The organism is Microbulbifer variabilis, assembly GCF_023716485.1.
GTDB lineage: Bacteria > Pseudomonadota > Gammaproteobacteria > Pseudomonadales > Cellvibrionaceae > Microbulbifer > Microbulbifer variabilis_B.
Map to the genome: position 1 here is coordinate 721,435 of NZ_CP092418.1, position 23,152 is coordinate 744,586.

Sequence of the window (23,152 nt, forward strand, 5' to 3'; positions counted from 1 at the left end):
TCAGGCAATGAAGATATGGTTCGGCAGCATCCCCTGCGGAAAACTGCGTGGGATGGCACGGCGAGAAATTTGGGCCAAAAACGCCCGCTGACTGTTTTAAGCTACGGTTGCGGCTCTGCCAGGGCGAGGCTCATGAGTACAGCATTCTCGCGTTTGCCGTTTTCCGCGGGATAGTAATTCTTGCGCAAGCCATCCTCAGAAAAACCCAGTTTGCGATAGAGTGACTGCGCGGCGAGATTGGAGGCCCGCACCTCCAGCAATAGCCGCCGGATATCTTTGTGTCGCTCGTCGATAAGGCGGCGCAACAGCGTTTCCGCCAAGCCATGCCGGCGCCACTGGGGTACCACGGCCACATCGAGAATTTCCGCTTCGTCAAACAGCTGGCTGATTACACAGCAGGCGACAGTCTCATTGCCACTGCTGAGAAGCCAGCACTGGTGCCCGTCTTTTAGGCTTTGCAGATATTGTGTCTCACTCCAGGGGTGGCTGTGGGCACTGAGCGCCAGATTGGCCAGAGCGGCACAGTCAGTCTCCTCGGCGAGACGTAAATCCAATTTGGTGTTGGACAACATCATTGAGCGCGGGTCTCTGCGGGATAGGCTTTGCGCAGCAGCTGCCAGAGTTCGCGCTTGCGTTGCGGCTGTTGTAGCAGTTGCGACAGACTGGGGATGGAAAGGATGCGTATACCATCCCAGTGGTTGATATCGCTTTCCAGGGGCTGAGGTGTACAGAATTCCTGTGCTTCTTGCCCCATCAACCAGATCGACCGCACTGGATAGCGCGAGCAGGAGGCCTCCAGCCAACTGGAAAAGGTATCGCGGGCCTCCGAGGCGTCTGCCGCCGGGCCGAAGCGGTTTTCTGCCATTGGCCAATGCAGACGCTCTTGCTGGCGCGGTAGCTCGTGCCAGTTAAGCGCTCGAACGATATTGCCGAACAGAGACTCCAGTGGCAGTGCGGCACCGGGCTCGTGGCTGTCTACTGCCAGCAGGGTTTCGCCGAGACGCCAGCAGTTGAGCACAAAGGGTTTCACTTGCTGGCTCGGCGCTGCCACCGGTATGGCAATAGTAGGTTTTACCGGAGCCTGTACATTTGTCGAGCTAGTTAGTGCGTTGATCTCCGCCGCGACAGTATCACGCTCTTTGGTTGCCGGTGCGTCAATAATCTGTGCCGCAGACTGCGGCAGGGGGTTGCTAGCTAATGGCAGCGGCTGGTCAGTAGCGGTATCAGGCTCCGCCGGCGGCAGCTTGGCCTGGCGGGGCTCGGGAGCGAGCGGTAATACAAAGCGCGGCACATAGCTGGCTATACCCAGTACCGATAGATATTCCGCTCGCTGCAGCTCGTTCACTTACACGCCCTGTTTCTTACTCTCACTGATGGCGAGCAAGTTTAACGCATCCATGTAGGCTTGTGCCGAGGCAATCAAAATATCGGTATCGGCGCCAACACCATTGACCAGACGGCCATCTCTCTCCAATCGCACGGTGACAGAGCCCTGGGAATCTGTTCCCTGAGTGACGGCGTTGACGGAATACAGTTTTAAGTCTGCGCCACTATCCACGATATGCTCGATAGCTTTGAAAGTGGCATCTACCGGTCCGCCGCCTTGAGCCTCAGTCTGGTGGGGCACACCATCGATGGATAGTTCGATAAAGGCTTGTGGCGCACTGCCGATTTTAGTGCGTACGTCCAGGTCGAGCAGCTTGAAGCGCTCGGCGGGTTCCTCGCGCAGGGCCACCAGAGAGTGCAGGTCCTCGTCGAAAATTTCGTGCTTCTTATCGGCCAGTTCCTTAAAGCGCTGGAATACCAGTTGGAACTCTTCGCCATCACTAAAGGCGATGCCCAGCTCCTCATAGCGGGCACGAACCGCGGCTCTGCCGGAATGTTTACCGAGCACCAGGCGGTTTTGCCCCCAACCCACATCTTCGGCACGCATGATTTCGTAGGTTTCGCGATGTTTGAGTACCCCGTCCTGATGGATGCCGGACTCATGGGCGAAGGCGTTGGCACCGACAATGGCCTTGTTGGGTTGTACCGGGAAGCCGGTTACCGACGAGACCATGCGTGAGGTGGGCACAATATGGCTGGTGTCGATGCCGGTGTGTACGGGGTAGAGATCCTGGCGGGTCTGTACCGCCATCACGATTTCTTCCAGAGAGGCGTTGCCGGCGCGCTCACCCAAGCCGTTGATGGTGCACTCTACCTGGCGTACGCCGTTCATAACGGCGGACAGGGAGTTGGCCACCGCCAGACCCAGGTCGTTGTGACAGTGGGTAGAAAAGATGGCTTTGTCGGAGTTGGGGACACTCTCGATAACCCGGCGGAACATGGCACCGTACTCGCCCGGTTCACCATAACCGACAGTATCGGGGATATTGATAGTGCCGGCACCAGCGGCGATCACCGCCTCGATAATACGATACATAAACTCCGGTTCAGAGCGACTGCCATCCTCCAGAGAGAATTCAACATCGTCGGTAAACTGGCGCGCGGTCTTTACGGCTTTCACCGCTTGCTGCAGCACATCCTCCGGATCCATCTGCAGCTTGTATTGCATATGAATTGGGGAGGTGGCGATAAATGTGTGAATACGCGAGGCGTTGGCTTTTTTCAGGGCCTCTCCGGCGCGCACTATATCGGCGTTGACGGCGCGCGCGAGGCTGCAGATACGAGACTCGGTCACGGCTTCGGCAACCGCCTGAACAGCTTCAAAATCTCCGGGGCTGGCAATGGCGAAGCCAGCTTCAATCACATCTACACGCATGCGTTCCAGCATACGGGCTATGCGCACCTTCTCCTCTTTGGTCATAGAGGCGCCGGGACTCTGCTCTCCATCGCGCAGAGTGGTATCAAAAATGACTAACTTATCTTTTTTGGTGCTCATTTCTGTTTTTTCTCCTTATTTGTTTCGAGGCTAAACAAGGGGCTTCGCCGCTGTCTACGCAACGTCCAAATAAAGTTGGGAATTCTGTTGAGGGTGGGGGGGAGAAAAATTATATGCCGCGCAAGGGCAGTCGTAGCGAGGAAGCTAGGGCGAAATGGCGAGGCTGAAAAGTACAGTTGTCAGTCTTCATGTGTGGCGATACCGGCAGCGGACTGGATTTCGCATATTATGGAGGTTTTTTAAGCTTGAGGTCAATGCTTATCCTAAATATTCATTCAAATCGTTTTTTACGGGTAATTGCGTCCTAATAATTGTGCTATTTGTTGGCTTGTTTTCTCTCTTAGGGTGTTTGCCCCAAGGATGAAGGTTCCCGGGGGCGATGAGGAAAATAATGTTTCTACTTTGCAGTCCCTATGGGATTGCTACCTTCCAGCTTGTTTAGAAATTGCCAGAGGTCACCGTGAAGCTGTTTCACCTCAGTACGAGTAATGGCTGAGTTTTGGATGTTTTGCTGCACCCACTGCTTGGCCCGGGGCTTTAATGCCAGACCAGCACTAGTGGCAGCCACTAGAGTGACCCGTTCATCCCATGGAGCGCGTTTTCTCTCTACCAGTCCATGTTCCTGCATGCGCTTCAAGAGGGGGGTGAGAGTGCCTGAATCGAGCATCAAGCGCTGCCCGAGAGCGCCGAGGCTTCTCTCATTATCCTTTCCGTCCTTTTCGACTTCGCAGTTTTCATCTTCACGTGCCCACTCCCAGAGCACCATCAACACAAGGTACTGGGGGTAGGTGATGCCCAGGTCTTGCAGCATGGGCTGATAGGCTTTCGTCATAGCCCTGGAGGCAGCGTAGAGGGCAAAACAGAGCTGGCGGTTGAGAGCCAGCTCGGAATCTTCGTCGCAAATCACAGTTACAACATCCGCTCGATTTCTTCCTGCAGGGACTCAGGGGTGTCTTTTGGGGCGTAGCGTTTAATTTCCTTGCCATCCTTACTGATCAGGAATTTGGTGAAGTTCCACTTGATGCCTTCGGTGCCAAGGAGGCCCGGTGCTCTTTTCTTCAGCTCCACAAACAGTGGGTGAGCCGTGGGGCCATTGACATCGAGTTTGGCGTAAACGGGAAAGCTGACGCCAAAATTCAGTTCACAGAACTCTTGGATTTCATCGTCACTGCCGGGTTCCTGTTTGCCGAACTGGTTACAGGGGAAGCCAAGCACGGTTAGGCCGCGGTCTTTATATTGATCGTAGAGGGCTTCGAGTCCTTTGTACTGCTTGGTGAATCCACACTTGCTGGCAGTGTTTACCACAAGGATCAGTTTGCCCTTGTAGTTCTCAAGGGAAGTGGTTTCGCCGCTGGCGGTCTTTACGGGGATTGAGTAAAGGTCTGTCATGGTGTGCTCCGCTTTTTAAGTTGTGCACAATTTAATTGTGGGCAATATAAAAAGCAAGGCTTTTTCAACTCAATGAATATAGGTGAGTTTAAGCATGGGGTTTATTATGAGAATGATTATCAATAATATTGTGCGCTCCATAACGAATATTGTTTGTAGCAACTGAAAAGGACACTCCATGCGCCTTTCCCACTATCTGGCTCGCTTGTTTTTAGCGTTGCTGGCCATTTCGATTATCCCCGCCCAGGCCCAGCAGGGGGGGGGCTCAGAGCAGGAACTGCGCCAGTTGATGCAAATGGCGGAGTATATTGGCGTTGATTACCCGGAGGCTGTGGCCGGAGGCAAGATCATCAATGCCGACGAATATGCTGAAATGGAGGAGTTCGCCGGTCTGCTGATCGACCGTGGGCAGCAGCTAAAAGATTCCACCGAGGCCAGTGTTATTCGCGCAGAGGCCCAGGCTTTACAGGCGGCGATCCAGCGCAAAGCGGATATTGATGAAGTGCAGGTACACACAGCCAGTTTGCGCCAGGGGTTGCTAGCTATTGCTCCGGCATTATCACTGCCAAGTGGATTAGTCAGTACTGAAGAGACTCTCGCGCTCTATCAGGCCCAGTGTATTGCGTGTCACGGTGTGGAGGGCCACGGCGACGGCCTCTTGGCGGCGAATCTGGAGCCTGCGCCGACCAATTTCCATGAGCGCGAGCGCGCTGATAATCGTTCTCTGTTGGGGCTTTACGATGCGATCAGCAATGGTATTGATGGCACCGCCATGACTGCATTTGCTAACCTCACCGAGCAGCAGCGCTGGTCTCTCGCTTTTTACGTGGGTGGCTTGGCATTTGCCGGTGAAAGCGACCCGGCTGCGGAAATGAAACCTAGCTTGCAAGATATGGTGATGTATAGCCCACAGGTGCTGCGCAATGATCGTCCGGAAATCTCCTCGCAGACGGTGGCGGCACTACGCGCTGATCCGAGTGTGCTGTTTACCGCAGAGGCTTCGGTAGGCGGCTCTCCCATTGATGTGGCGCGCACACAGTTACAGGCGTCGCTGCTGGCTTATCAACAGGGCGACTTCGCCAAAGCTCGCACACTGGCTATCAGCGCCTATCTCGATGGTTTTGAGATGGCGGAAAATTCCCTGAATTCTCTGGATGCAGACCTACGCTTGGCCACTGAGCGTGAGTTGCTGGGATTGCGCGCGCAACTCCATGCCGATAGCGATCCCCAACAGGTTCGGGCGCAGATTGAGACAATCCTGCAGCAACTAGCTCAAGCGGAGTCGCTAATGCAGGAGGGCAACCTGTCTGGTGCTGCTCTATTTATTGCCAGTCTGGTGATTCTTCTGCGTGAAGGGTTGGAGGCGCTGTTGGTGGTGATTGCTCTGACTACCATCCTGGTAAAAACTGGCCGTCGCGATGCCCTCAAATTTGTGCATGTGGGCTGGGTCGGTGCCTTTGCCGCCGGCTTTGCCACCTGGATTGCGGCGCAAACACTGATCACCATTAGTGGCGCCGGTCGTGAGGTGATGGAGGGCGTGGCCGCCTTGCTGGCCGCGGTAGTGCTCTTCTATGTGGGCTTCTGGATGCATAGCAAAACACAAGCGGACGAGTGGCAGAAATATATCCGTGAAAGCATCAACCGTAGCCTGAATACCGGTGCCCTTTGGGGTATTACAGGGCTGGCATTTATCGCAGTTTACCGTGAGATCTTCGAGACCATCCTGTTCTATCAATCTCTACTGGCGCAGACTTCTGCAGGTCATTATGGCACTTTGTGGACAGGGATTGGCACTGGTGTAGTTTTACTGGCGGTGATTGGTTTTGCCCTAGTGCGTTACTCGGTGAGCCTGCCGATCGGTAAATTCTTCAGCGTGACCACTTATGTATTGCTGGCACTGTCATTCGTACTGGCAGGCAAGGCAATTGCCGCGTTGCAGGAGGCAGCCTGGATTGGTATTTCACCGCTGCCGGTGCAGTTTAGCTTCGACTGGCTGGGTATTTACCCAACTTGGCAGGGGATTGGCTTGCAAGCCTTGGTGCTTATCGGAGCGCTTTGGCTGATGAGAAAGGGGAGTGCTTCTACTAAGGCTCCAGCTAAGGTTGCTTAATAAAACACAGCCTGAAAGTATTGAAAATACCCGCTCCTAGAAGCGGGTATTTTTTGCTAAAGAAGCTCCACTTAGAATCTGAATATGCCAATTACCCTATTTGGGTGTGGAGTTCGCAGCTGTTGCTGGACTTGAGCGCGATTAAACTCTGAATTTGGGGTTTGAATAAGGCACATTTTTTACTGGTGGTTAGTGGCTGCTGGTTAAATCGATGAATTAAGTAACACTTTTTCTGAGTTACTCAGCTAAGGCTGATTTGTTTATATCCTTCGCTGCAATAGGCTGCCCTACGCTGATATGTACTTTGGGGAAAAAGCGCATTTTTTTATGATTGGGGCTGCCTGAAACCTCATCGTGCAATCCCTTCAGAGTAAGGGGGAATATGGGGGTGGCCGTATGCGTTAAGACCTCCTTTAGTTGTCTTTCAATATCAGTAAATTCACTGTCACAGTAATCTTTAACGGGAAAGAAGCAGATTAATTCACCATTCCCTACAGCTCGACGTATTTCCGCTGTGAACTTCTCTTTCTCTCTTGTTGCGTCGTAAAAAATGGGCGCAAGACTGTAATTGTTAAAAATAAATCGCAGCAAAGGAAATTGATTAAACCCCTGGGGCAGAATAAAGCGAATCGGCCTCAGCAGAGTATCCATAAGCAGTTGGGGCGCCAGCCGGGCTGCTGGGCTGCAGACTAGCAATGCAGCTCCTGTGGCGGGAATGTGCTTGAGTTCTCCGTAGGAGGTACGGGCGAATAGATGCGAGGAAAGCCACACGAGTAAGTGCACAATAAATTCTGGTTGTTTGAAAAACAATAAAGCCATTACTGTACAGTTCACCAGAGCCATCAGGATAAATAGCTGCGGAATTGTAATTTTCAGTACATCGAGGAAAAAAATACTAAGCAGCGAGATCAGTACAATAAATAGGGCGTTTAAAACATTGTTTAGGGATAGGACTTGCGCACGCACAGCGTAGTCGGTCCTGTCCTGCATGATTGTATAAAGCGGTACGATGAAAATACCGCCAAATATGCCCAGTAAAGCGGTATATATGAGTACGGCATAAGCGCCATCACTTTGCAGGTATTCGCTGATAGATGCCCCGGACAAGGTGTCAAACTGTGCAGTGGTTATACCGAGGCCCAGCCCACCTAGAGTGATCCCCAAGGCGCCGATAGGTACTATGCCAAATGTGATGCGCCCTCTGGAGAGTGCTTCGCACATCAGGGAGCCCGCCGCCACACCAATGGATAGGCAGCACAGAATAATGGTGATAACTGGCTCGCTCGCGCCTAGTACATTCTTGGTGAGGCTGGGCACCTGTGCCAGATAGGCTGAACTGACCAGCCAGAACCAGGAACAGGCGAGAATAGCGTAAAAAACTGATCGATTCTTAACCGTTAGCCGCATTATACGCCAAGCTTGGGATACGGGGTTCCAGTCGATGCGCAAGTCTGGGGTCGGGGGAGGTGCTTGTGGGATCATTCGGCTGGCAAGATAGCCTAAGACGGCTATCACAACCATGATGGCTCCCAATTCCTCCAGTCCCGGTTGGCCTGGTTTTGTGTAACCGGCGAGTAGGGTACCGGCAATAGTCCCGACTAACACCCCGGCAAAGGAAGCCATCTGTGCCAATCCATTGCCTCCCATCAACTCGCTGCGCTTGAGGTGTTGGGGTAGTAGGGCATACTGCACAGGGCTGAATATAGCGGTGTGTGTTGCCATTAAAAACAACACAATAAAGTTCAGGATCTGGTTGTTATAAATAAGGCTATAGGCTCCCAGCAAGACAAAAAATATTTCCGCTAACTTCAATATCCTGATAATTCGGCTCTTGTCATATTTATCCGCTAGCTGGCCGGCCGTTACCGAAAAGAGAAAATACGGCAGTATATAAAAGCCCGTTGCGAGATTGATTAAGGCATTAGCCTCGGACTCCGCCAGACGAAATGCCAGCATCACCAGGAGTGCATTTTTGAAAATATTGTCGTTGAAGGCAGCGCTGATCAGTGAGAGAAACAGTGGCAGGAAGCGGCGCTTGGTAAAAAGGGTGAATTGGTTTTGCTGGGCCATTGGCGCCTTTCTTTAGTTAGGTTGCTTCCCTTGAACAAATCCAGTGACTAAACCATTGTATCAGTGCAAAAGTGAGTAACTAATAGCATAGGGTAAAGCTGAATCAGTGGATGCTTGGAGAGTAGAAGGAACTGCTGCCAACTAGTAGATGGAATCTGGTTTTATAGTGTTGATTGTTATTGTAAAAGAGTAGTTGTGGTTTTTGAGGTCTTTATCCTTAAATGGTGAGGCTGTCTTTGTAGGTTTTCTTTTTAAATATCGTCGTCTTTGTAAATGTTTTTTAAGGTTAATAATGTTCTTCTGCTTAACTGGCTTTTTGTCTTCTTGATCTGCAATAGAGTTTGAATAATGGGAACTTTATGATTCTTAAATATGCCCCATAACTGTTTTCTTCTTTTCATGATTGAACTTGAATGATCTTGCTTGTCTATAAATAGACACAAAAGTTCCTCTTTTTTTGTTGCGTTTTCTATTTCGTTGAGAAGGTTGATATTCTTTTCTGTTTTTTCTGAGTTGTAAATTATAGGTTGTGTACCCCCATTGCTAAGGGAAAAGCGTATTAATTTATGATTGAATAATGACTGCGGTAATATAAAACGAACGGGGCGCGGTATTATCTCATATAGGATTAGAGGTGCCCGGTAATTCATGGACGTGCAGATGATGAGAGTGGCTCCTTGTTCTGGTATCAGTTTCAAGTTTTCTCCTTGCACTCGAGCTACGATATTTGTATAGGCCCAGGTGGTTAGGTGTACTAACAGCTCGGGTAATTTGAAACAGATAAAAATCAATGCAAGGAGGTTTAAAATTGCAAGGAATATTATAAGTTGGGTGATAGATATCTTTGCCGCATCTAGCAATATAATATTGACTATTGAGATTATGACAACGAATAAGGCGTAGGACATATTGTTCAGTGCAAGAATTTGTCCACGTATTTGCTTTTCTGCCCGGTCTTGAATGATGGTGTAGAGTGGCACGATAAAGATCCCCCCGGAGAAACCCACCAATACTGTATAGAGCAAAATTGAAACTGCGTTGTCGCTCATTATAAATTCAGATATGGATGCTCCAGATATAGTATGAAAACCTAGTGCGCTAAAACCCAGACCAAGCCCGCCCAGAGTTATTCCAAGGCCACCGATGGGTACTATGCCAAGTGTAATGCGGCCTCGAGATAAGGTATTGCACATAAGGGATCCAAGCGAAATACCAATTGTTAAGCAGCAAATCATCAGGGTAACCACGGGTTCGCTGGCGCCCAGTGTGTTTTTGGTGAAACTGGGAATTTGCGCAATAAAAGTTGTGCTGATTAGCCAAAACCAAGAGCAGGCGATGATGGAATAAAAAACCGAAGGGTTCTTCATTGTTTGCTGTAAAATTTTCAGAGTTTGATTTACTGGGTTCCAATTCACTTTTAAGCGGGGTGACAATGGTGGTGCTGGAGGTATTGCGCGGCTGCTTAAATAACCGAAAACTGCGATACCAGACATGACAAGGCTAAGATATAAAACCCCATGTTGTCCCGGCTTGATAAAATCTGCGAGTAGAGCGCCTACGATTGCACCGCTAAGGCTGCCAGCAAAAATTGCCATTTGTGCCAACCCATTAGCACCCATCAGTTCTTTTCGTTTCAGGTGTTGGGGCATAACTGCATAGCGGGCAGGGCCGTAGAAAGTCTCGTGGGTTGCTAATAGGAATAAAACTAAGAAGCTTAGCATCTTACTGTTGGCATACAGCGCAACAGCCCCCAGAAGTACAATGGGGATTTCTAGCAGCTTAATCAGCCTAATAAATTTGCTTTTATCGAACCTATCTGCCAATTGTCCCGCTGTGATAGAAAACAGGAAAAAAGGTAAAAGATAAAGTGCGGTTGCCAGATTGATCAGAGTATTGGCTTCGTTTTTTGCCAGCTGGAAAGCGAGAATAACTAAGAGAGCATTTCTGAAGATATTGTTGTTGAAATAGACAGTGATCAGAGTAAGGAATAGGGGGAGGAAGCGGCGTTTTCCCAATAGCTGAAACTGATTCTGTCGAGCCATTGCCACTTCCTTACATGAGACAGCCTATATCTGATTGGTTATCAGTCGGGGATTCATATTTGTTGAGTGATGCTGCGAATATTCCTTGTTAGACCCGTATTCGGTCATCGTGCTTTATAAGGTTCTGAAGATGGGGTTACATTGAAGGAAGTTTGGTTAAGCATAGGACAGCAGTAAGACTACAGTAGCCTTGGTCTGGTCAAATATCCTGGCGCGTAAGGGTTTTGATGACAGGGCTGGTGTTATCCCAGCCCCAAAATATGTGTTGATCTATTTTAATTCCCCGCGCAACTCCAGTACCTCATCGTGTAATGCCTCTACCTTGGCTTCAGGCGCTTCAATCGGAGCGCCTGCCACGACACTGACTTTGGACCAGAAGCGCTTTGGCAGGGTGGTGAAGGCGTGTCCACCTTTATGACTGAAGAAGCTGCCCCAAAGTCCGCGCAGGGCCATGGGGATTACTGGCACAGGGGTGCGCGCAAGGATTTTTTCAATGCCGGCTTTAAACGGTTGCATCTCTCCGTCTTTAGTGAGTTGCCCCTCTGGGAAAATACATAGCAGGTCACCATCTTGCAAACCCTGCTCAATGTCCTTGAATGCCTGATCATAGCCTGCAGGATCCCGTGACTTGGAGCAGATGGGAATGGCGCGCCCAGTGCGGAAGATAAAGTGCAGTACCGGGATTTCGTAAATCGGCTTATACATGATAAAGCGTATTGGGCGGCGTACGGCGCCGGCTAACAGTAGGGCATCCACATAACTTACATGGTTACACACGATCAGGGCTGGTCCCTCTGCGGGAATCTGCTCTAACCCTTGATGCTTAACCCGATACATTGTGTGGGAGAGCATCCAGATAAGTAGACGCATCGCGAATTCGGGAACCTTGGTGAATACAAAGATAGCCACGGCGGCGTTCATCAGGGCGATGACCAGGAAAAACTGTGGAATCGTGGCTCCTAGGATATTCAGGAACAAAATACCCAGCAGCGCTGAAACAACCATAAACAGCGCGTTAAGAATATTGTTGACCGAGATAATCTGTGCGCGAATTTCTCGAGGCGATCGGTCTTGCATCATAGCGTAGAGAGGCACAATGTAGAGGCCACCAAAAATACCTAACAATACGATGCAGGTAAGAATAGTGAGGGCGCCATTGCTGTTGAAGAAAGCGCTTAAGGTGGGCTCTTGCAGTTCCTGAAAGCTCCCCCCAGCACTGGAAAGGGCGATTCCGGCAATGGTGAGACCGGCGGCACCCAGTGGCACTAGGCCCAATTCGATATGGCCGTTGGATAAGCGCTCGCACAGCATGGAGCCCAGGGCAATACCGACGGTAAAGGCACACAACAATAGGGTGACAAGGGATTCATCTCCCCCCAGTACATTATTCGTAAAACTGGGTATCTGCGTCAGATAAGCCGCGCCCAATAGCCAAAACCAGGAGATGCCGATAATGGCATAGAAAATTGATGGGGTTTTGGCAGTAGTGCGCAGGATTTTGTTGGTTTGGGTGATGGGGTTTGGGTTGATATGCAAATTTGGCGAGGGCGCTGGACTTTGAGGAATCCAGCGGCTTGCCGAGTAGCCGAATATCGCGGCCCCCATAATAATCAGGCTGAGGTAGAAGAGACCGTGTTCCCCTTGCCCGGTCAGTCCGGCGAGTAGGCCGCCCACAATGGTGCCGGCGAGGATACCAACAAAAGTACCCATCTCTACCAGGGCGTTACCACCGACCAGTTCAGAGCGTTTCAAGGATTGTGGCAGGATGGCGTACTTCACCGGGCCAAAGAAGGCGGACTGCACTCCGAGCAGGAACAAAACGGCAAGGCAGAGCAGATTACTGCCACTATAAAGCGCACCTATACCGAGGGAGCCAATAACGATCTCTCCCAGCTTGATCAGTCTAATTAAGCGGCTCTTATCAAATTTGTCCGCCAACTGACCTGCAGAGGCGGAAAATAGGAAAAACGGCAGAATAAACAGGCCGGCGGCGATATTAATTAGAGCATTGGCTTCGCTTTCCACCAAGCGAAAGGCGATCATCACGATCAACGCATTTTTATATACGTTATCGTTAAAGGCACCTAAAAACTGGGTGATAAAGAAGGGCAGAAAGCGGCGGCTGGCAAGCAGTTGGAACTGGGTGCGATGGGCCATTGGTGGTATCTCTTATGAAAGCACGCCATCCATCTTAAGCTATTGCGGCAAAGATTTGTCCATCCTGTAGTGTTGATGAAATGGATGGTACAAGAATGAGGAAATATTAGGAGAGAGGGAAACTTCGAGGAAAATATTGAGAGAAACCGGCCGCGGGGGCGGCCGGTAGAGCGGAAAGCCGGTAACAGATGGCAGGATTATTGCCAGCGATTACCAGATCTTCACGCGCTCCTCTTTCGGCAGGTACATACCGTCACCTTCTTTAATATCAAAAGCTTCGTAGAAAGCTTCGATATTGGGGAGGACCCCTTTCACTCGGTACTCCGCAGGAGAATGGGTATCCACCTTCATACGGCCGCTCAGAGCTTCATCGCGGATCTTGCTACGCCAAACCTGTGCCCAGCCCATAAATACGCGCTGATCACCGGTGAAACCGTCGATGACCGGTGCTTTTTTACCGTTCAGGGACATTTTGTAGGCTTTATAGGCGATGCCGAGGCCGGACAAGTCGCCGATGTTTTCACCCAGAGTCAGCTTGCCGTTGATGTGTTCATCTTCTAAGGGTTCGTAGGCGTCGTATTGGGAGACCAGCTTACTGGTTAGGCTCTCAAAGTTATTGCGGTCAGAGTCAGTCCACCAGTTATTTAGGTAGCCTTTGCCATCGAATTTACTGCCCTTGTCATCGAAGCCGTGACCGATTTCATGGCCGATCACACCACCGATACCGCCGTAGTTCACTGCATCGTCGGCATTCATATTAAAGAATGGCGGTTGCAGAATTGCTGCGGGGAACACGATCTCGTTCATTGCCGGGTTGTAGTAGGCATTCACGGTCTGTGGGCTCATGCCCCACTCACCGCGGTCGATGGGCTTGCCCAGTTTGTTGCGATCATAACTGGCCTCAAACATATTGGCTGCCAGCACATTGCCCACCAGGTTATCGGCATCTACCTTGAGGGCGGAGTAGTCACGCCACTTGTCCGGGTAGCCAATCTTGGTGGTGAAGTTTTCCAGCTTAAACAATGCCTGTTTGCGGGTGTCCTCACCCATCCACTCCAAGGACTCGATGGATTCACGGTAGGCGGCTTTCAGGTTGTCCACCAGCACAGTCATACGCGCTTTAGCTTCCGGTGGGAAGTACTTTTCAACGTAGCGCTTGCCGACCAGCTCACCCACTGCGCCATTCACAAACTGGGTGCCGCGCTTCCAGCGGGGTTCCATCTGCTCTACGCCGTGGAGTTTGGTGTTGTAAAAATCGAAATGTGCCTGGGCAATCTCACTGTGCATGTAAGGCGCCATGGCGGAAAGTACCTTGACCTTCAGGTAGCGCTTCCAGGTGGCCATATCGGTGTCGACAATGATCTGATTAGCGGCTTCCAGGTACTCGGGCTGGCCCACAATAAAGCTGTCAGCCTTGGCCAGTTTGGCTGTGCTTAGGTAGCTGTTCCAGTCAACTGCGGGCATCAGCTTTTTCAGCTCCGCAGCGGATTTCTTGTTGTAATACTTTTCGGGGTCGCGGTTGTCAAGGCGTGTACGGTGATACTTGGCGAGGCTCTCTTCCAGCTTGAAGATTTTCTTGGAGAACGCTTCGGCATTATCCAGCTGGCCTAACTTTTGGATTTCTACCAGATACTCTTTATAGGCCTTGCGCAGCCCCTTGCTCTTCTCGGTATCTTCGAAATAGTAGTCGCGGTCGGGCATACCCAGGCCGGCCTGCCACAGGTAGAAAATATAGTTCTCGACCTCTTTCAGGTCTTGGTAGATGCCGCCACCGAAGGGTACGTCGTAGCCGGCGATATCAGCGTAGGCGAAATAGTTGGTCAGATCCTTGCGGGTCTTAATTGCGTCGATTTTGGCGAGTTCGGAGGAGACAGCGGTAATGCCTTTCTTTTCAATCAGCTTTTCATTCATAAAGCTGTTGTAGAGGTCACCGATCTGCTTGGCATCTTTGCTGTTGGCGCCTTTACTGGCCTCCATGATCAGTGTTTTAACTTGTTCTGTGCTTTTGTCTCTCAGGGTTGTAAAGCCGCCCCAGAGGGATTTATCTGCTGGAATTTCGGTGTTCTTTAGCCAGGTGCCGTTTACATAGGCGAAGAAGTCATCCTGTGGGCGAACACTAGTATCCATCGCGGTGAGGTCGATACCGGAAGTGAGCTGCTGCTGTTCAGCAGTGGCCTTATGGTGGCTGGAGCCACTGTGATCGTGGGCGTGGGCTGTTAGTGACAGCTGGGTGCCGGCGAGAATGCCTGCAATAGCGAAAGGTAGTAATAGTTTTTTCATTTCGGCTCTTTTGGCTAAATTTTGTACAGTTGTATCAAACGTACATGGTAAAAGGGGATAGTAAGGTTGGGCAAGAGGGCTGCGTTTAGCGGCGGATGGATTGCGGCAGATGGTGGCTTGGCTAATTTGGTTAGGAGTTACAAATTTAGCGAAATTTCTTAGTAAAAAGCCCCACAGAGTGGGGCTTTTGCGAAAGAGTGGGTCAGTCGGGTAGATTGAAGGTAATCGGCAGTGAGAAGCTGAAAGTCTCCTCGCCCAGCTGGGAGGGTACTGCGGGGTATGGCGCCGCTCTCTCTACCGCAGCGCGAGCTTCACGGTTGAGAGTTCCAAAGCGGGATTCTTGCACTGCCTGAATCTCCTCTACTTCGCCGCGGGTGTTAATAACCACATTCAGGCGCACACTACCTTCCTGGCCCCGCTCCTGGGCGCGTTTCGGATAGCGAATATGACGGTAGGTGTGGCGCAGTAGGTTGGAAGTGTAAATTTGGCGAGCCAAGATCATACCGGCGGTTAGGGGGGCCTCTTCTTCCTCCTCAAACTCCTCATCCATTTCTGCCAGCGCTATATCCTCGGGGCCGTTTGCGGCTAGTTGGATAGGCTCGCCGCTACTTTCGTTTTCCTGCTGCAGGGGGGCTTCCTCTGTCTGTGAGAGCCCATCGGTGGCTTCAGTCTGAGCTACCTGCTCTGTGATTTGCTCGGCCACCTCCAACACTTCGGAGCTTGCCGGAGTCAGAGTCATGGTGGGCGGGGCGAGATCCACCTCAACCAGTGTGGGCTTGGATAGCTCCTCCTCTTTCTGTGGTGCCTGCGCCGCCGCCAGGGCTTCCTCTTGGCTAATCAACTTCAACTGCAGCTCGGCGATCCGCTCGCTGCTGGGCTCTAGGCTCTCAAAAGTGGAGCGCAGGGAGTCGGGAATATTTCCGGCAGAGAGCAGTCCGTCACGAAAATCTGTCGAGGGGGGGACAGGGCCAATCCAGGCGCGCAGCAGGGTATTGAAGAAATCCGGATTGGCTATCTCACCGAGGGTAATGCCATTTAGGGAAACCGAGGTGATACCGCTGTCGGCAGCAAAATCGATGGCTAACTGGTCCCCGCGGTGTAGGCGGCCTTTAAACAGGTTGGCGAAGGTCACCATATCCTCCGCCTGACTGCTCAGGGTGTCACCGCGGTTATTGATGGCGATACTTTCCATCCACTGGTTGCGGAAACGGCGCGCGGGCAGGCTTTTGGCGAGCACCCGTACTTCCAGGCGCCGCGGTGTCTCTGGGGTGAAAAGGCCGGCTGAATCACTGGAAAGACTCTCCGAGTAGACAGCGGCTATATAGAGTTCTTTGTTAAATTGTTGTTCGAGTGCAAGGCCATTTAGGAGCGGTGCAGCTGAGGTAGTTACAGCAAATGTTAACACCCAAAGTGAGAAGACAATTTTTATCGATTTCATTGTTCTATGGTGTCTGCATATCCGGACACACGGGTCCCGGTAATTAAGATTGAGGTGTCCCTCCCCGGTGCACACAAATCAGATGAAATAGTGCGCATTCAAAGTGTGAGTGAGCACACTGTACTCAACACTTCGCCTAACTCTACTGCAACTGGAATGGAGTTCAAGCCTGGAGAGGTTAGAATGCCCCCCTTCGCAGGATCGCGGGTGCCGAGTGGGAAACGATTGTCATAGCCAACGATGTGTGTGGCAGATCGATATCGTTTAGAATCCGGCATCGCCAAGTGGCATCGGCCACACTTTTAGAAAAAATGGAAAAGTTTTCACTAATTTTGCGGTATCTATGGAAACCAAGCCCCTTATTGACTATCCGCGGGAAGCTGTCGATAAGCTTCTTAACGTCATTCATCTGTTTCGAGATATTCGTGCGGCCAGTGAGTGGCAGTACGATGTGTTGTTAAAGCGCTCCCGACTTTTGAGTTTGGAACCTGGCGAACAGCTGCTGCGCGCCGGCGATGTGGATCAGTGGGTTTTTTTCCTTTTGCGGGGAGAACTGCAGGTTCAAGTGGAGGGCAATGGGCTTAATGGCGAGCGTCCCCTGGCGGTTATTCGCCCAGGGGAATTATTTGGCGATCTCTCTATGTTGTTGGCAGAGCCTCGTAGCGCGAATATTTTTGCTGCGCACAATAGCCGCGAGACCCAGGTGCTCGGGCTCGATTGCTCCCTGTTTGGGGATCTTGAAGATTTCACTCTGCTGCAGTTGCCAACAAAATTGACGTTTTATCGCAATATGGTGCATTCGCTGCGCTGGAAGTTGGAAGTGTATCGCTCTAAGTACCCCAGCCATCAACTGGCCGACAGCCATCGCAAATTAAAGCTTTACACAGGGCCGAAGAATAGCCGCGAAGAGTTAGTTGCCCTGGCCGAACAGGCAAGGGCTCTGGCCAGAATACTTCTCGATTGGAATGCGGAATTTGGTTCCGGTGAACTGATTGATGATGAGTCAGATATGCTGGGCTTTTTGGAATCGATGCTGTCTTAATTCTCACTAAATGATGCGGTCGGAGTGCCCTGTGAAGACAGTCTGACCGATTTCCCCTCTTTGCCCCACGCGAAGCACCTGCCCCTTCTTATACTCAATTTACTCAGACATCGACTGATGTTACCGGCCCCGCAGCCTTGTCAGCTGGTCTATTTCTCTGAAAATTCAATTTAGGAATACGACTGGGCTGTGTAAAATTTGGCCTACTCAAAACACTGCGCCAGCGTTGCTGCCGGCCGCTTTATTTGTGCCTGACAGGTTTCTATTTATGAGTGCATTGGTATCTATCTGGTCTAACCGAAATTATCGAATCGCATTACTCGTTACCCTACTGGCCCTTGCCTGGCTATTCAGTGGAGTTTTGCTGCCTGAAGAGGATAGTGAGAGTGCGAATTCCGCCGATAAAGCGGGGGTTGTTCCCGAGGCGGCGATGCGGGTTCAGGCCCGGCGGATTGAGGCTCAGTCCTACGCGACACGGGTGTTGGTCAATGGGCATACCGAAGCAAATCGCAGCGTGCGCCTGAGAGCGGAACTGGATGGTGTGATAGCCCGGCTGCCAGTGCCAGAGGGAAGCCAAGTACAACAGGGTGAGGTGATCTGTGAAATAGAAGCGGAGGACCGTCTGGAAAAGCTGGCCCTGGCCGAAGCTGCGCTCAATAAAGCGCGTCTGGATTATGCTGGCGCTGAGCGGCTAAAAAAGAAAGGCTTGCAATCCGATACGGCCATGGCTCAGCAGAATGTTGCTCTGGCGCAAGCGCAGGCGGATTTCACCTCGGCCAAGGTGATGGTGGATAACTTGAAAATCCGCGCGCCTTTTGCCGGCGTGGTCAATAAGCGCGCGGTAGAGCTGGGTGATTTTATTCGCCGGGGAGAAGAATGTGCGACCCTGCTGGATTTGGATCCAATTCTGGTAGTTGGTGAGGTCTCCGAGAATCAAGTGGGCAATTTAGTGCCCGCGGGGCCGGCCAGTGCAGAATTACAACGTGGTATTCCGGTTCAGGGTAACTTGCGTTACATCAGCCAGCAGGCTCAAGAGATCACCCGCGCTTACCGGGTCGAGGTGGCAGTGAATAATCCCGGCAACTTGCTGCGCGGCGGTTTAAGTGGTCGCTTGGCTCTGCCCACCGGTGAAATACTGGCACACCATATTAACTCCTCACTACTGACTCTGGATGACAGCGGCACACTGGGTGTGCGGGTGCTCAATGAAAACAATCAGGTCGATTTTATCAATGTCACTTTGGTGGGTGATGGAGACGGGGGTGTTTGGGTCAGTGGCCTGCCGGACCCGGTTACTCTGATCACCGTCGGTCAGGAATATGTGAGCCAGGGCGATATTGTCAAGGTGGAAATGTCTCCACCAGAACCTGCACTCAGTGTGCAACCCCAGCCTGTGGATATTACCCCTGAGCCGGTTTCAGTGCCCAGTGCACAGGATGATCAGGAAGGTAACTAGCGATGAAATTATTGGAGAATGCGATTGCGCGCAATCGCAGTGCCATTTGCCTGATGTTGCTGATTGTCTTAGTGGGGCTTGTGGCCCGCGGTGCTATGACAATTGAATCTAGCCCTGAAGTGAATCCGCCATTTGTCATGGTGCAGGTTACTCATGAGGGAATTTCTCCCGAGGATGGCGTGCGCCTTTTGGTGCGCCCCTTGGAGCAGGAAATCCGTGCGGTTGAGGGAGTTGTCGAGGTGATTGCGGTCGCCCGTGAGTCCCTGGCCTATATCGTGGTGGAATTTGACTCCGCAATTGATGTGGATGATGCGGTGGATGATATACGCAACGCGGTGGAGAGGGCCCGTGCAGAGCTGCCAAGGGATGCGGAAGAACCCACCGTTGAGGAGGCATCGGCGCAACCTTTTCCCACCATTGTGGTTACCCTCTCTGGGGAAAAAGTTAGTGAGCGGGTACTGCTCAGTAGTGCCCAGTTACTTAAGCGCAAAATAGAAAATATCAGCGATGTATTGAGCGCAGATCTACACGGTAATCGCGAAGAGGTAGTCGAGGCAACTATTGATCCGGTGCGCCTGGAGCACTATCAGGTGACCAGTGCAGAGCTGATTAACGCGGTGCTGGGTAATAACTTGCTGATTCCCGCAGGAGAATTGGATACGGATCGCGGGCGCTTTTCTGTCAAAGTTCCCGGCCTGATTGAGAGTGCACAGGATGTTTATGAGATCCCGTTAAAGAATTCGGCAGATGGCGTTGTTACCCTGGGTGATGTGACCGATATTCGCCGCACCTTCAAGGATGCTGTGAGTTTTACCAGCATCAACGGTCGCCCCGGTCTCGCTATTAATGTCGAGAAACGCAATGACGCCAGCTCCGTAAATGTGGCAGATCGGGTCAGATCGGTTGTGCAAGAGGAGCTGGGAGCTTTACCCCAAGGCGTAAAAGTGGAGTTTGTTTTTGACCAGTCCAACTTTGCGCGGGATATGGTCAGTGAAATGCAGGGCAATATTCTTACCGCAATGCTGCTGGTAATGATTATTGTGGTGGCTGCCCTGGGTTTCCGCTCAGGCATTCTGGTTGGATTGGGGGTGCCATTCTCGCTGCTGTTCGGTTCTATCGTCACCTGGTATCTGGGGTACTCCTTTAATTTTATGGTGATGTTCGGCATGTTACTGGCCCTCGGTATGCTGATTGATGGCTCCATCGTGATTACCGAATTTGCCGATCGAAAAATGGCAGAGGGTTTGAGTGCTCGTAACGCTTATATCGCATCGGTCAGTCGTATGTTTTGGCCGGTTGTCGCCTCAACGGCAACTACGCTCGCCGCTTTTCTTCCGATAATGCTGTGGCCGGGAGTGGTCGGCGAGTTTATGCGCTACCTGCCGGTGACTGTCTTTGCGGTATTAGCGGGATCACTGCTCTATGCACTGTTTTTTGCTCCGGTGCTGGGCGCTTTATTTGGCAAAAGTAATTTAACAGCTTCAACGCGTAGTTACTTAAAGCAGTTAGAGGAGGGGCAGCCCACGCTCCTACCGGGAATTACCGGTTACTATGCCCGCCTCTTGGCTTTTGTCTTGCGTCGCCCAGGGATGGCCTTTACTACCACAATTGTTCTATTGGTCTGCATATTTATTGCTTTTGGCCGCTTTGGTGCCGGGGTTGAATTTTTCACCGAGACCGAAGAGCAGTACGGCAATGTTGAGATTAGAGCGCAGGGCAATCTCTCCATGGCGGAGAAGAAAGTGCTGGTCGCCCAAGTGGAAAAAGCGGTCCTGAGTATTCCAGAAGTACGTATAGCGCACACGACAATCGGTTCCGGTGGAATTTCCGGTAACTCCGATCGTGCCCCGGACCAGATTGCCAATATGTTGGTGGAGCTGCTGCCGGCTGAAGAGCGCGAGCGGCGCAGCCGGGAAGTTTTCGAAGATATTCGTACACGCACAGCAAATTTTGCAGGGATCAAGGTTACGGCTAACGTAATGGAAGGCGGCCCGCCAGTTGGCAAAGATATTGTGTTAGAGCTACGCGGGCAGAACTATGAAAAATTATTGGCCGAGACTTGGCGACTACACCGGGCAATGGAAGATGATTTCGGTGGTTTACGAGATATTGTCAATACTGCACCACTGCCAGGGATTCAGTGGGAGGTGCGGGTGGATCGTGCCAAGGCCTCCTTGTATGGAGCTGATCTGACTGAAGTAGGACGAGCGGTTCAGCTGGTAACCAACGGTGTGCGAGTGGCTGAATACCGTCCCGATGATACTGATGAAGAGGTGGATATTCGTATTCGTTACCCGCAAAGTGCTCGCGGTATAGCCGCTCTTGATCAACTCAAGGTCAACACTCCGCGCGGTACAGTGCCTATCAGCAGCTTTGTACATACAGTGGCCATGCCGAAAGTAGACAAAATTGAAAGGATCGACGGCATTACCCGCATGCAAGTAAAAGCTGACGCCCAGGAGGGTGTGTTGCCAGACGATAAGGTCAAAGAAATCCGGGCTTGGCTTGAGCAGAATCCGGTAGATCCAAGCGTGGAGTTATTATTTCGCGGTGCGGATGAAGAGCAGAGTGAGTCCTTTCAGTTTCTAGGGGTGGCTTTTCTACTTTCACTGTTTTTGATGTTTATCCTGTTAGTAACCCAATTCAACAGTTTTTATCAGTCATTGCTGATCTTGTCTTCGGTGATTATGTCGACGATTGGTGTGATGTTGGGTTTATTGCTTAGCCAGAGCACCTTCAGTGTCATCATGACTGGAGTAGGGATTGTTGCCCTCGCGGGGATTGTGGTTAACAACAATATTGTTTTGATCGATACCTATAACTTTGTACGTAAAAGTGAGCCTGACCTTAGCCCCGCAGAGGCTGCCCTCAAAGCTTCCACGCAGAGGTTACGCCCGGTATTTCTCACTACTGCGACGACGATTTTAGGTTTGTTGCCGCTAGCCCTAGGTGTGAGTGTCGACATGGTAGGACGAAATGTTGTGGTCGACGGTGTAATCGCATCATTCTGGGTCAAACTGGCCAGTGCTATCGTCTATGGATTGTCCTTCTCCACACTCCTGACGTTACTGGTGACCCCGGTTCTTTTGGTTTTGCCTGGGCATTTGCGCAGCAAACTCTCTTGGAGAAAGTTAGCAGGTCCTCGATTGAGCTAGCATATTCAGTATTAAATTATTCTTGTGATCACTTTTTGCGGGGGCCATGGCCCCCGTTTCTTTATGGTGAATAAGAGGCTTGATTAAAAATTGGAGCAGAATCTGGAGGGAAGATTGGGAAACAAGTTAGAGACTGGAATATGTCGCTGGCCGGAGGAAGTTATCAAACTTAGCCGTGAATTAGCAGGGACAAGACTACGGCAAGTGATTGGTAGTTTTATTCAGAAGCACCAACTGCCAGCAGATTTTTCTCATGAGATAGAGGCCTATTACTTGCCATTGGCTTTATGGCTCATGAAAAGACACAAGGAAGGGCAGACCCTGGTTGTGGGGATTAGTGGTGGGCAGGGCACTGGCAAGTCAACGTTATCAGACTTTATTTGCCTGATCCTGGCGAAACAGGGGTTCAACTGCTGTACTTTTTCTTTGGATGACATTTACCTGACTCATTCCCAGCGGCTGCAGCTCTCCCAAGAGGTTCACCCGCTCTTGCGCACCCGCGGAGTACCGGGCACTCACGATGTTCAATTGGGGTTAGATACTCTGGATGCTCTTTGCAGTGCTGGAGATCAGTCACAAGTTTCTCTGCCGCGTTTTGATAAATCCAAAGATGACAGGGTGCCCAGTAACCTTTGGCCTGTGCATAGTGGCAAGGTGGATATTGTATTACTTGAGGGATGGTGTCTCGGCGCCAAGGCATCGATAACACCAATTCGGCCTATTAATTCATTGGAGAGGTTAGAGGACACTTCCGGCAGCTGGAGACGTTTTATTAATCAGCAATTGGAAGGGATCTATCGCGAACTATTTCAGCGCGTGGATATCATGGTGATGCTGTGTGCTCCTGGAATGGAGTCAATTTTTGAGTGGCGCAAACTACAGGAACAAAAGTTACGTAAACGCACAGGGGCGGGGATGGAGGAGTCTGAGCTGGACCGCTTTATTGAGCACTATGAACGGATAACACGAAATCTGTTAATTGATATGCCTAACTGGGCCGATTGCATTTTGTATTTGGGGGAGGATCACCACATACGCGCGGTCAGTATTGGTGTTCAAATCGGTGAGTGCAAAGGATAGCCCCCGGGCTTGCCGGGGGCGGTTCAGCGAACGCTGTTGTTCCCGCTGAACA

The 23,152-nt window shown here is 51.2% G+C and carries 15 protein-coding genes; 5 read left to right on the top strand and 10 right to left on the bottom strand.

What is annotated here, in order from left to right; all coding sequences use genetic code 11:
* Positions 1-101 precede the first annotated feature (101 nt).
* From rimI to MJO52_RS03325, 5 genes are all read right to left on the bottom strand, one after another.
* Complete coding sequence (gene rimI, locus MJO52_RS03305; protein ID WP_252084539.1) at positions 102-575, bottom strand: ribosomal protein S18-alanine N-acetyltransferase; 474 nt, start codon at positions 573-575, stop codon at positions 102-104.
* A complete protein-coding gene (locus tag MJO52_RS03310) occupies positions 572-1,345 on the bottom strand; it encodes a uracil-DNA glycosylase family protein (RefSeq protein WP_252084540.1) in 774 nt (257 codons plus the stop codon). Before MJO52_RS03310 ends, rimI begins: the two co-directional genes overlap by 4 nt.
* Entirely contained in the window at positions 1,346-2,881 is a 1,536-nt protein-coding gene (locus MJO52_RS03315) for a 2-isopropylmalate synthase (protein WP_252084541.1), read from the bottom strand.
* A gap of 397 nt (positions 2,882-3,278) precedes the next feature.
* Entirely contained in the window at positions 3,279-3,788 is a 510-nt protein-coding gene (locus MJO52_RS03320; RefSeq protein WP_252084542.1) for a MarR family winged helix-turn-helix transcriptional regulator, read from the bottom strand.
* Positions 3,789-3,790: 2 nt separating this feature from the next.
* Positions 3,791-4,270 carry a glutathione peroxidase gene (locus tag MJO52_RS03325; protein WP_252084543.1) on the bottom strand — a complete coding sequence of 160 codons (480 nt, stop codon included), beginning with the start codon at positions 4,268-4,270 and terminating at the stop codon, positions 3,791-3,793.
* Between the two features lie 178 nt (positions 4,271-4,448).
* Here MJO52_RS03325 and MJO52_RS03330 point away from each other — a divergent pair, with 178 nt between their 5' ends.
* Positions 4,449-6,380 carry a cytochrome c/FTR1 family iron permease gene (locus MJO52_RS03330; RefSeq protein ID WP_252084544.1) on the top strand — a complete coding sequence of 644 codons (1,932 nt, stop codon included), beginning with the start codon at positions 4,449-4,451 and terminating at the stop codon, positions 6,378-6,380.
* Between the two features lie 237 nt (positions 6,381-6,617).
* Here MJO52_RS03330 and MJO52_RS03335 read toward each other — a convergent pair whose 3' ends face one another.
* The 5 genes from MJO52_RS03335 to MJO52_RS03355 form a co-directional block, all read right to left on the bottom strand.
* Positions 6,618-8,450, bottom strand: coding sequence for an MFS transporter (locus MJO52_RS03335; RefSeq protein WP_252084545.1), 1,833 nt, complete (start codon positions 8,448-8,450; stop codon positions 6,618-6,620).
* A gap of 251 nt (positions 8,451-8,701) precedes the next feature.
* A complete protein-coding gene (locus MJO52_RS03340; protein WP_252084546.1) occupies positions 8,702-10,492 on the bottom strand; it encodes an MFS transporter in 1,791 nt (596 codons plus the stop codon).
* Positions 10,493-10,762: 270 nt separating this feature from the next.
* Positions 10,763-12,649, bottom strand: a complete 1,887-nt coding sequence (locus tag MJO52_RS03345) for an MFS transporter (protein WP_252084547.1) — start codon at positions 12,647-12,649, stop codon at positions 10,763-10,765.
* A 210-nt stretch (positions 12,650-12,859) separates the two neighbouring features.
* Complete coding sequence (locus tag MJO52_RS03350) at positions 12,860-14,929, bottom strand: M13 family metallopeptidase (RefSeq protein ID WP_252084548.1); 2,070 nt, start codon at positions 14,927-14,929, stop codon at positions 12,860-12,862.
* 202 nt (positions 14,930-15,131) lie between these two features.
* Complete coding sequence (locus MJO52_RS03355) at positions 15,132-16,367, bottom strand: TonB family protein (protein WP_252084549.1); 1,236 nt, start codon at positions 16,365-16,367, stop codon at positions 15,132-15,134.
* A 343-nt stretch (positions 16,368-16,710) separates the two neighbouring features.
* Between MJO52_RS03355 and MJO52_RS03360 the strand changes: the two genes are divergently transcribed.
* The 4 genes from MJO52_RS03360 (at position 16,711) to MJO52_RS03375 (ending at position 23,100) form a co-directional block, all read left to right on the top strand.
* Positions 16,711-17,409, top strand: a complete 699-nt coding sequence (locus tag MJO52_RS03360; protein WP_252084550.1) for a cyclic nucleotide-binding domain-containing protein — start codon at positions 16,711-16,713, stop codon at positions 17,407-17,409.
* A 268-nt stretch (positions 17,410-17,677) separates the two neighbouring features.
* On the top strand, positions 17,678-18,865 hold the full coding sequence (locus tag MJO52_RS03365; RefSeq protein ID WP_252084551.1) for an efflux RND transporter periplasmic adaptor subunit: 1,188 nt from the start codon (positions 17,678-17,680) through the stop codon (positions 18,863-18,865).
* 2 nt (positions 18,866-18,867) lie between these two features.
* Positions 18,868-22,020, top strand: coding sequence for an efflux RND transporter permease subunit (locus tag MJO52_RS03370; protein WP_252084552.1), 3,153 nt, complete (start codon positions 18,868-18,870; stop codon positions 22,018-22,020).
* Between the two features lie 114 nt (positions 22,021-22,134).
* Positions 22,135-23,100, top strand: a complete 966-nt coding sequence (locus MJO52_RS03375) for a phosphoribulokinase (RefSeq protein WP_252084553.1) — start codon at positions 22,135-22,137, stop codon at positions 23,098-23,100.
* Positions 23,101-23,152: the final 52 nt, after the last annotated feature.

Excerpts from the sequence above, each read along its gene's own strand:
- MJO52_RS03370 (WP_252084552.1), top strand. The coding sequence starts at position 18,868 with ATGAAATTATTGGAGAATGCGATTGCGCGCAATCGCAGTGCCATTTGC.
- MJO52_RS03340 (WP_252084546.1), bottom strand. The coding sequence starts at position 10,492 with ATGGCTCGACAGAATCAGTTTCAGCTATTGGGAAAACGCCGCTTCCTC.
- MJO52_RS03325 (WP_252084543.1), bottom strand. The coding sequence starts at position 4,270 with ATGACAGACCTTTACTCAATCCCCGTAAAGACCGCCAGCGGCGAAACC.
- MJO52_RS03345 (WP_252084547.1), bottom strand. The coding sequence starts at position 12,649 with ATGGCCCATCGCACCCAGTTCCAACTGCTTGCCAGCCGCCGCTTTCTG.
- MJO52_RS03330 (WP_252084544.1), top strand. The coding sequence starts at position 4,449 with ATGCGCCTTTCCCACTATCTGGCTCGCTTGTTTTTAGCGTTGCTGGCC.
- MJO52_RS03360 (WP_252084550.1), top strand. The coding sequence starts at position 16,711 with ATGGAAACCAAGCCCCTTATTGACTATCCGCGGGAAGCTGTCGATAAG.
- MJO52_RS03355 (WP_252084549.1), bottom strand. The coding sequence starts at position 16,367 with ATGAAATCGATAAAAATTGTCTTCTCACTTTGGGTGTTAACATTTGCT.
- MJO52_RS03315 (WP_252084541.1), bottom strand. The coding sequence starts at position 2,881 with ATGAGCACCAAAAAAGATAAGTTAGTCATTTTTGATACCACTCTGCGC.
- MJO52_RS03350 (WP_252084548.1), bottom strand. The coding sequence starts at position 14,929 with ATGAAAAAACTATTACTACCTTTCGCTATTGCAGGCATTCTCGCCGGC.
- MJO52_RS03335 (WP_252084545.1), bottom strand. The coding sequence starts at position 8,450 with ATGGCCCAGCAAAACCAATTCACCCTTTTTACCAAGCGCCGCTTCCTG.
- rimI (WP_252084539.1), bottom strand. The coding sequence starts at position 575 with ATGATGTTGTCCAACACCAAATTGGATTTACGTCTCGCCGAGGAGACT.
- MJO52_RS03365 (WP_252084551.1), top strand. The coding sequence starts at position 17,678 with ATGAGTGCATTGGTATCTATCTGGTCTAACCGAAATTATCGAATCGCA.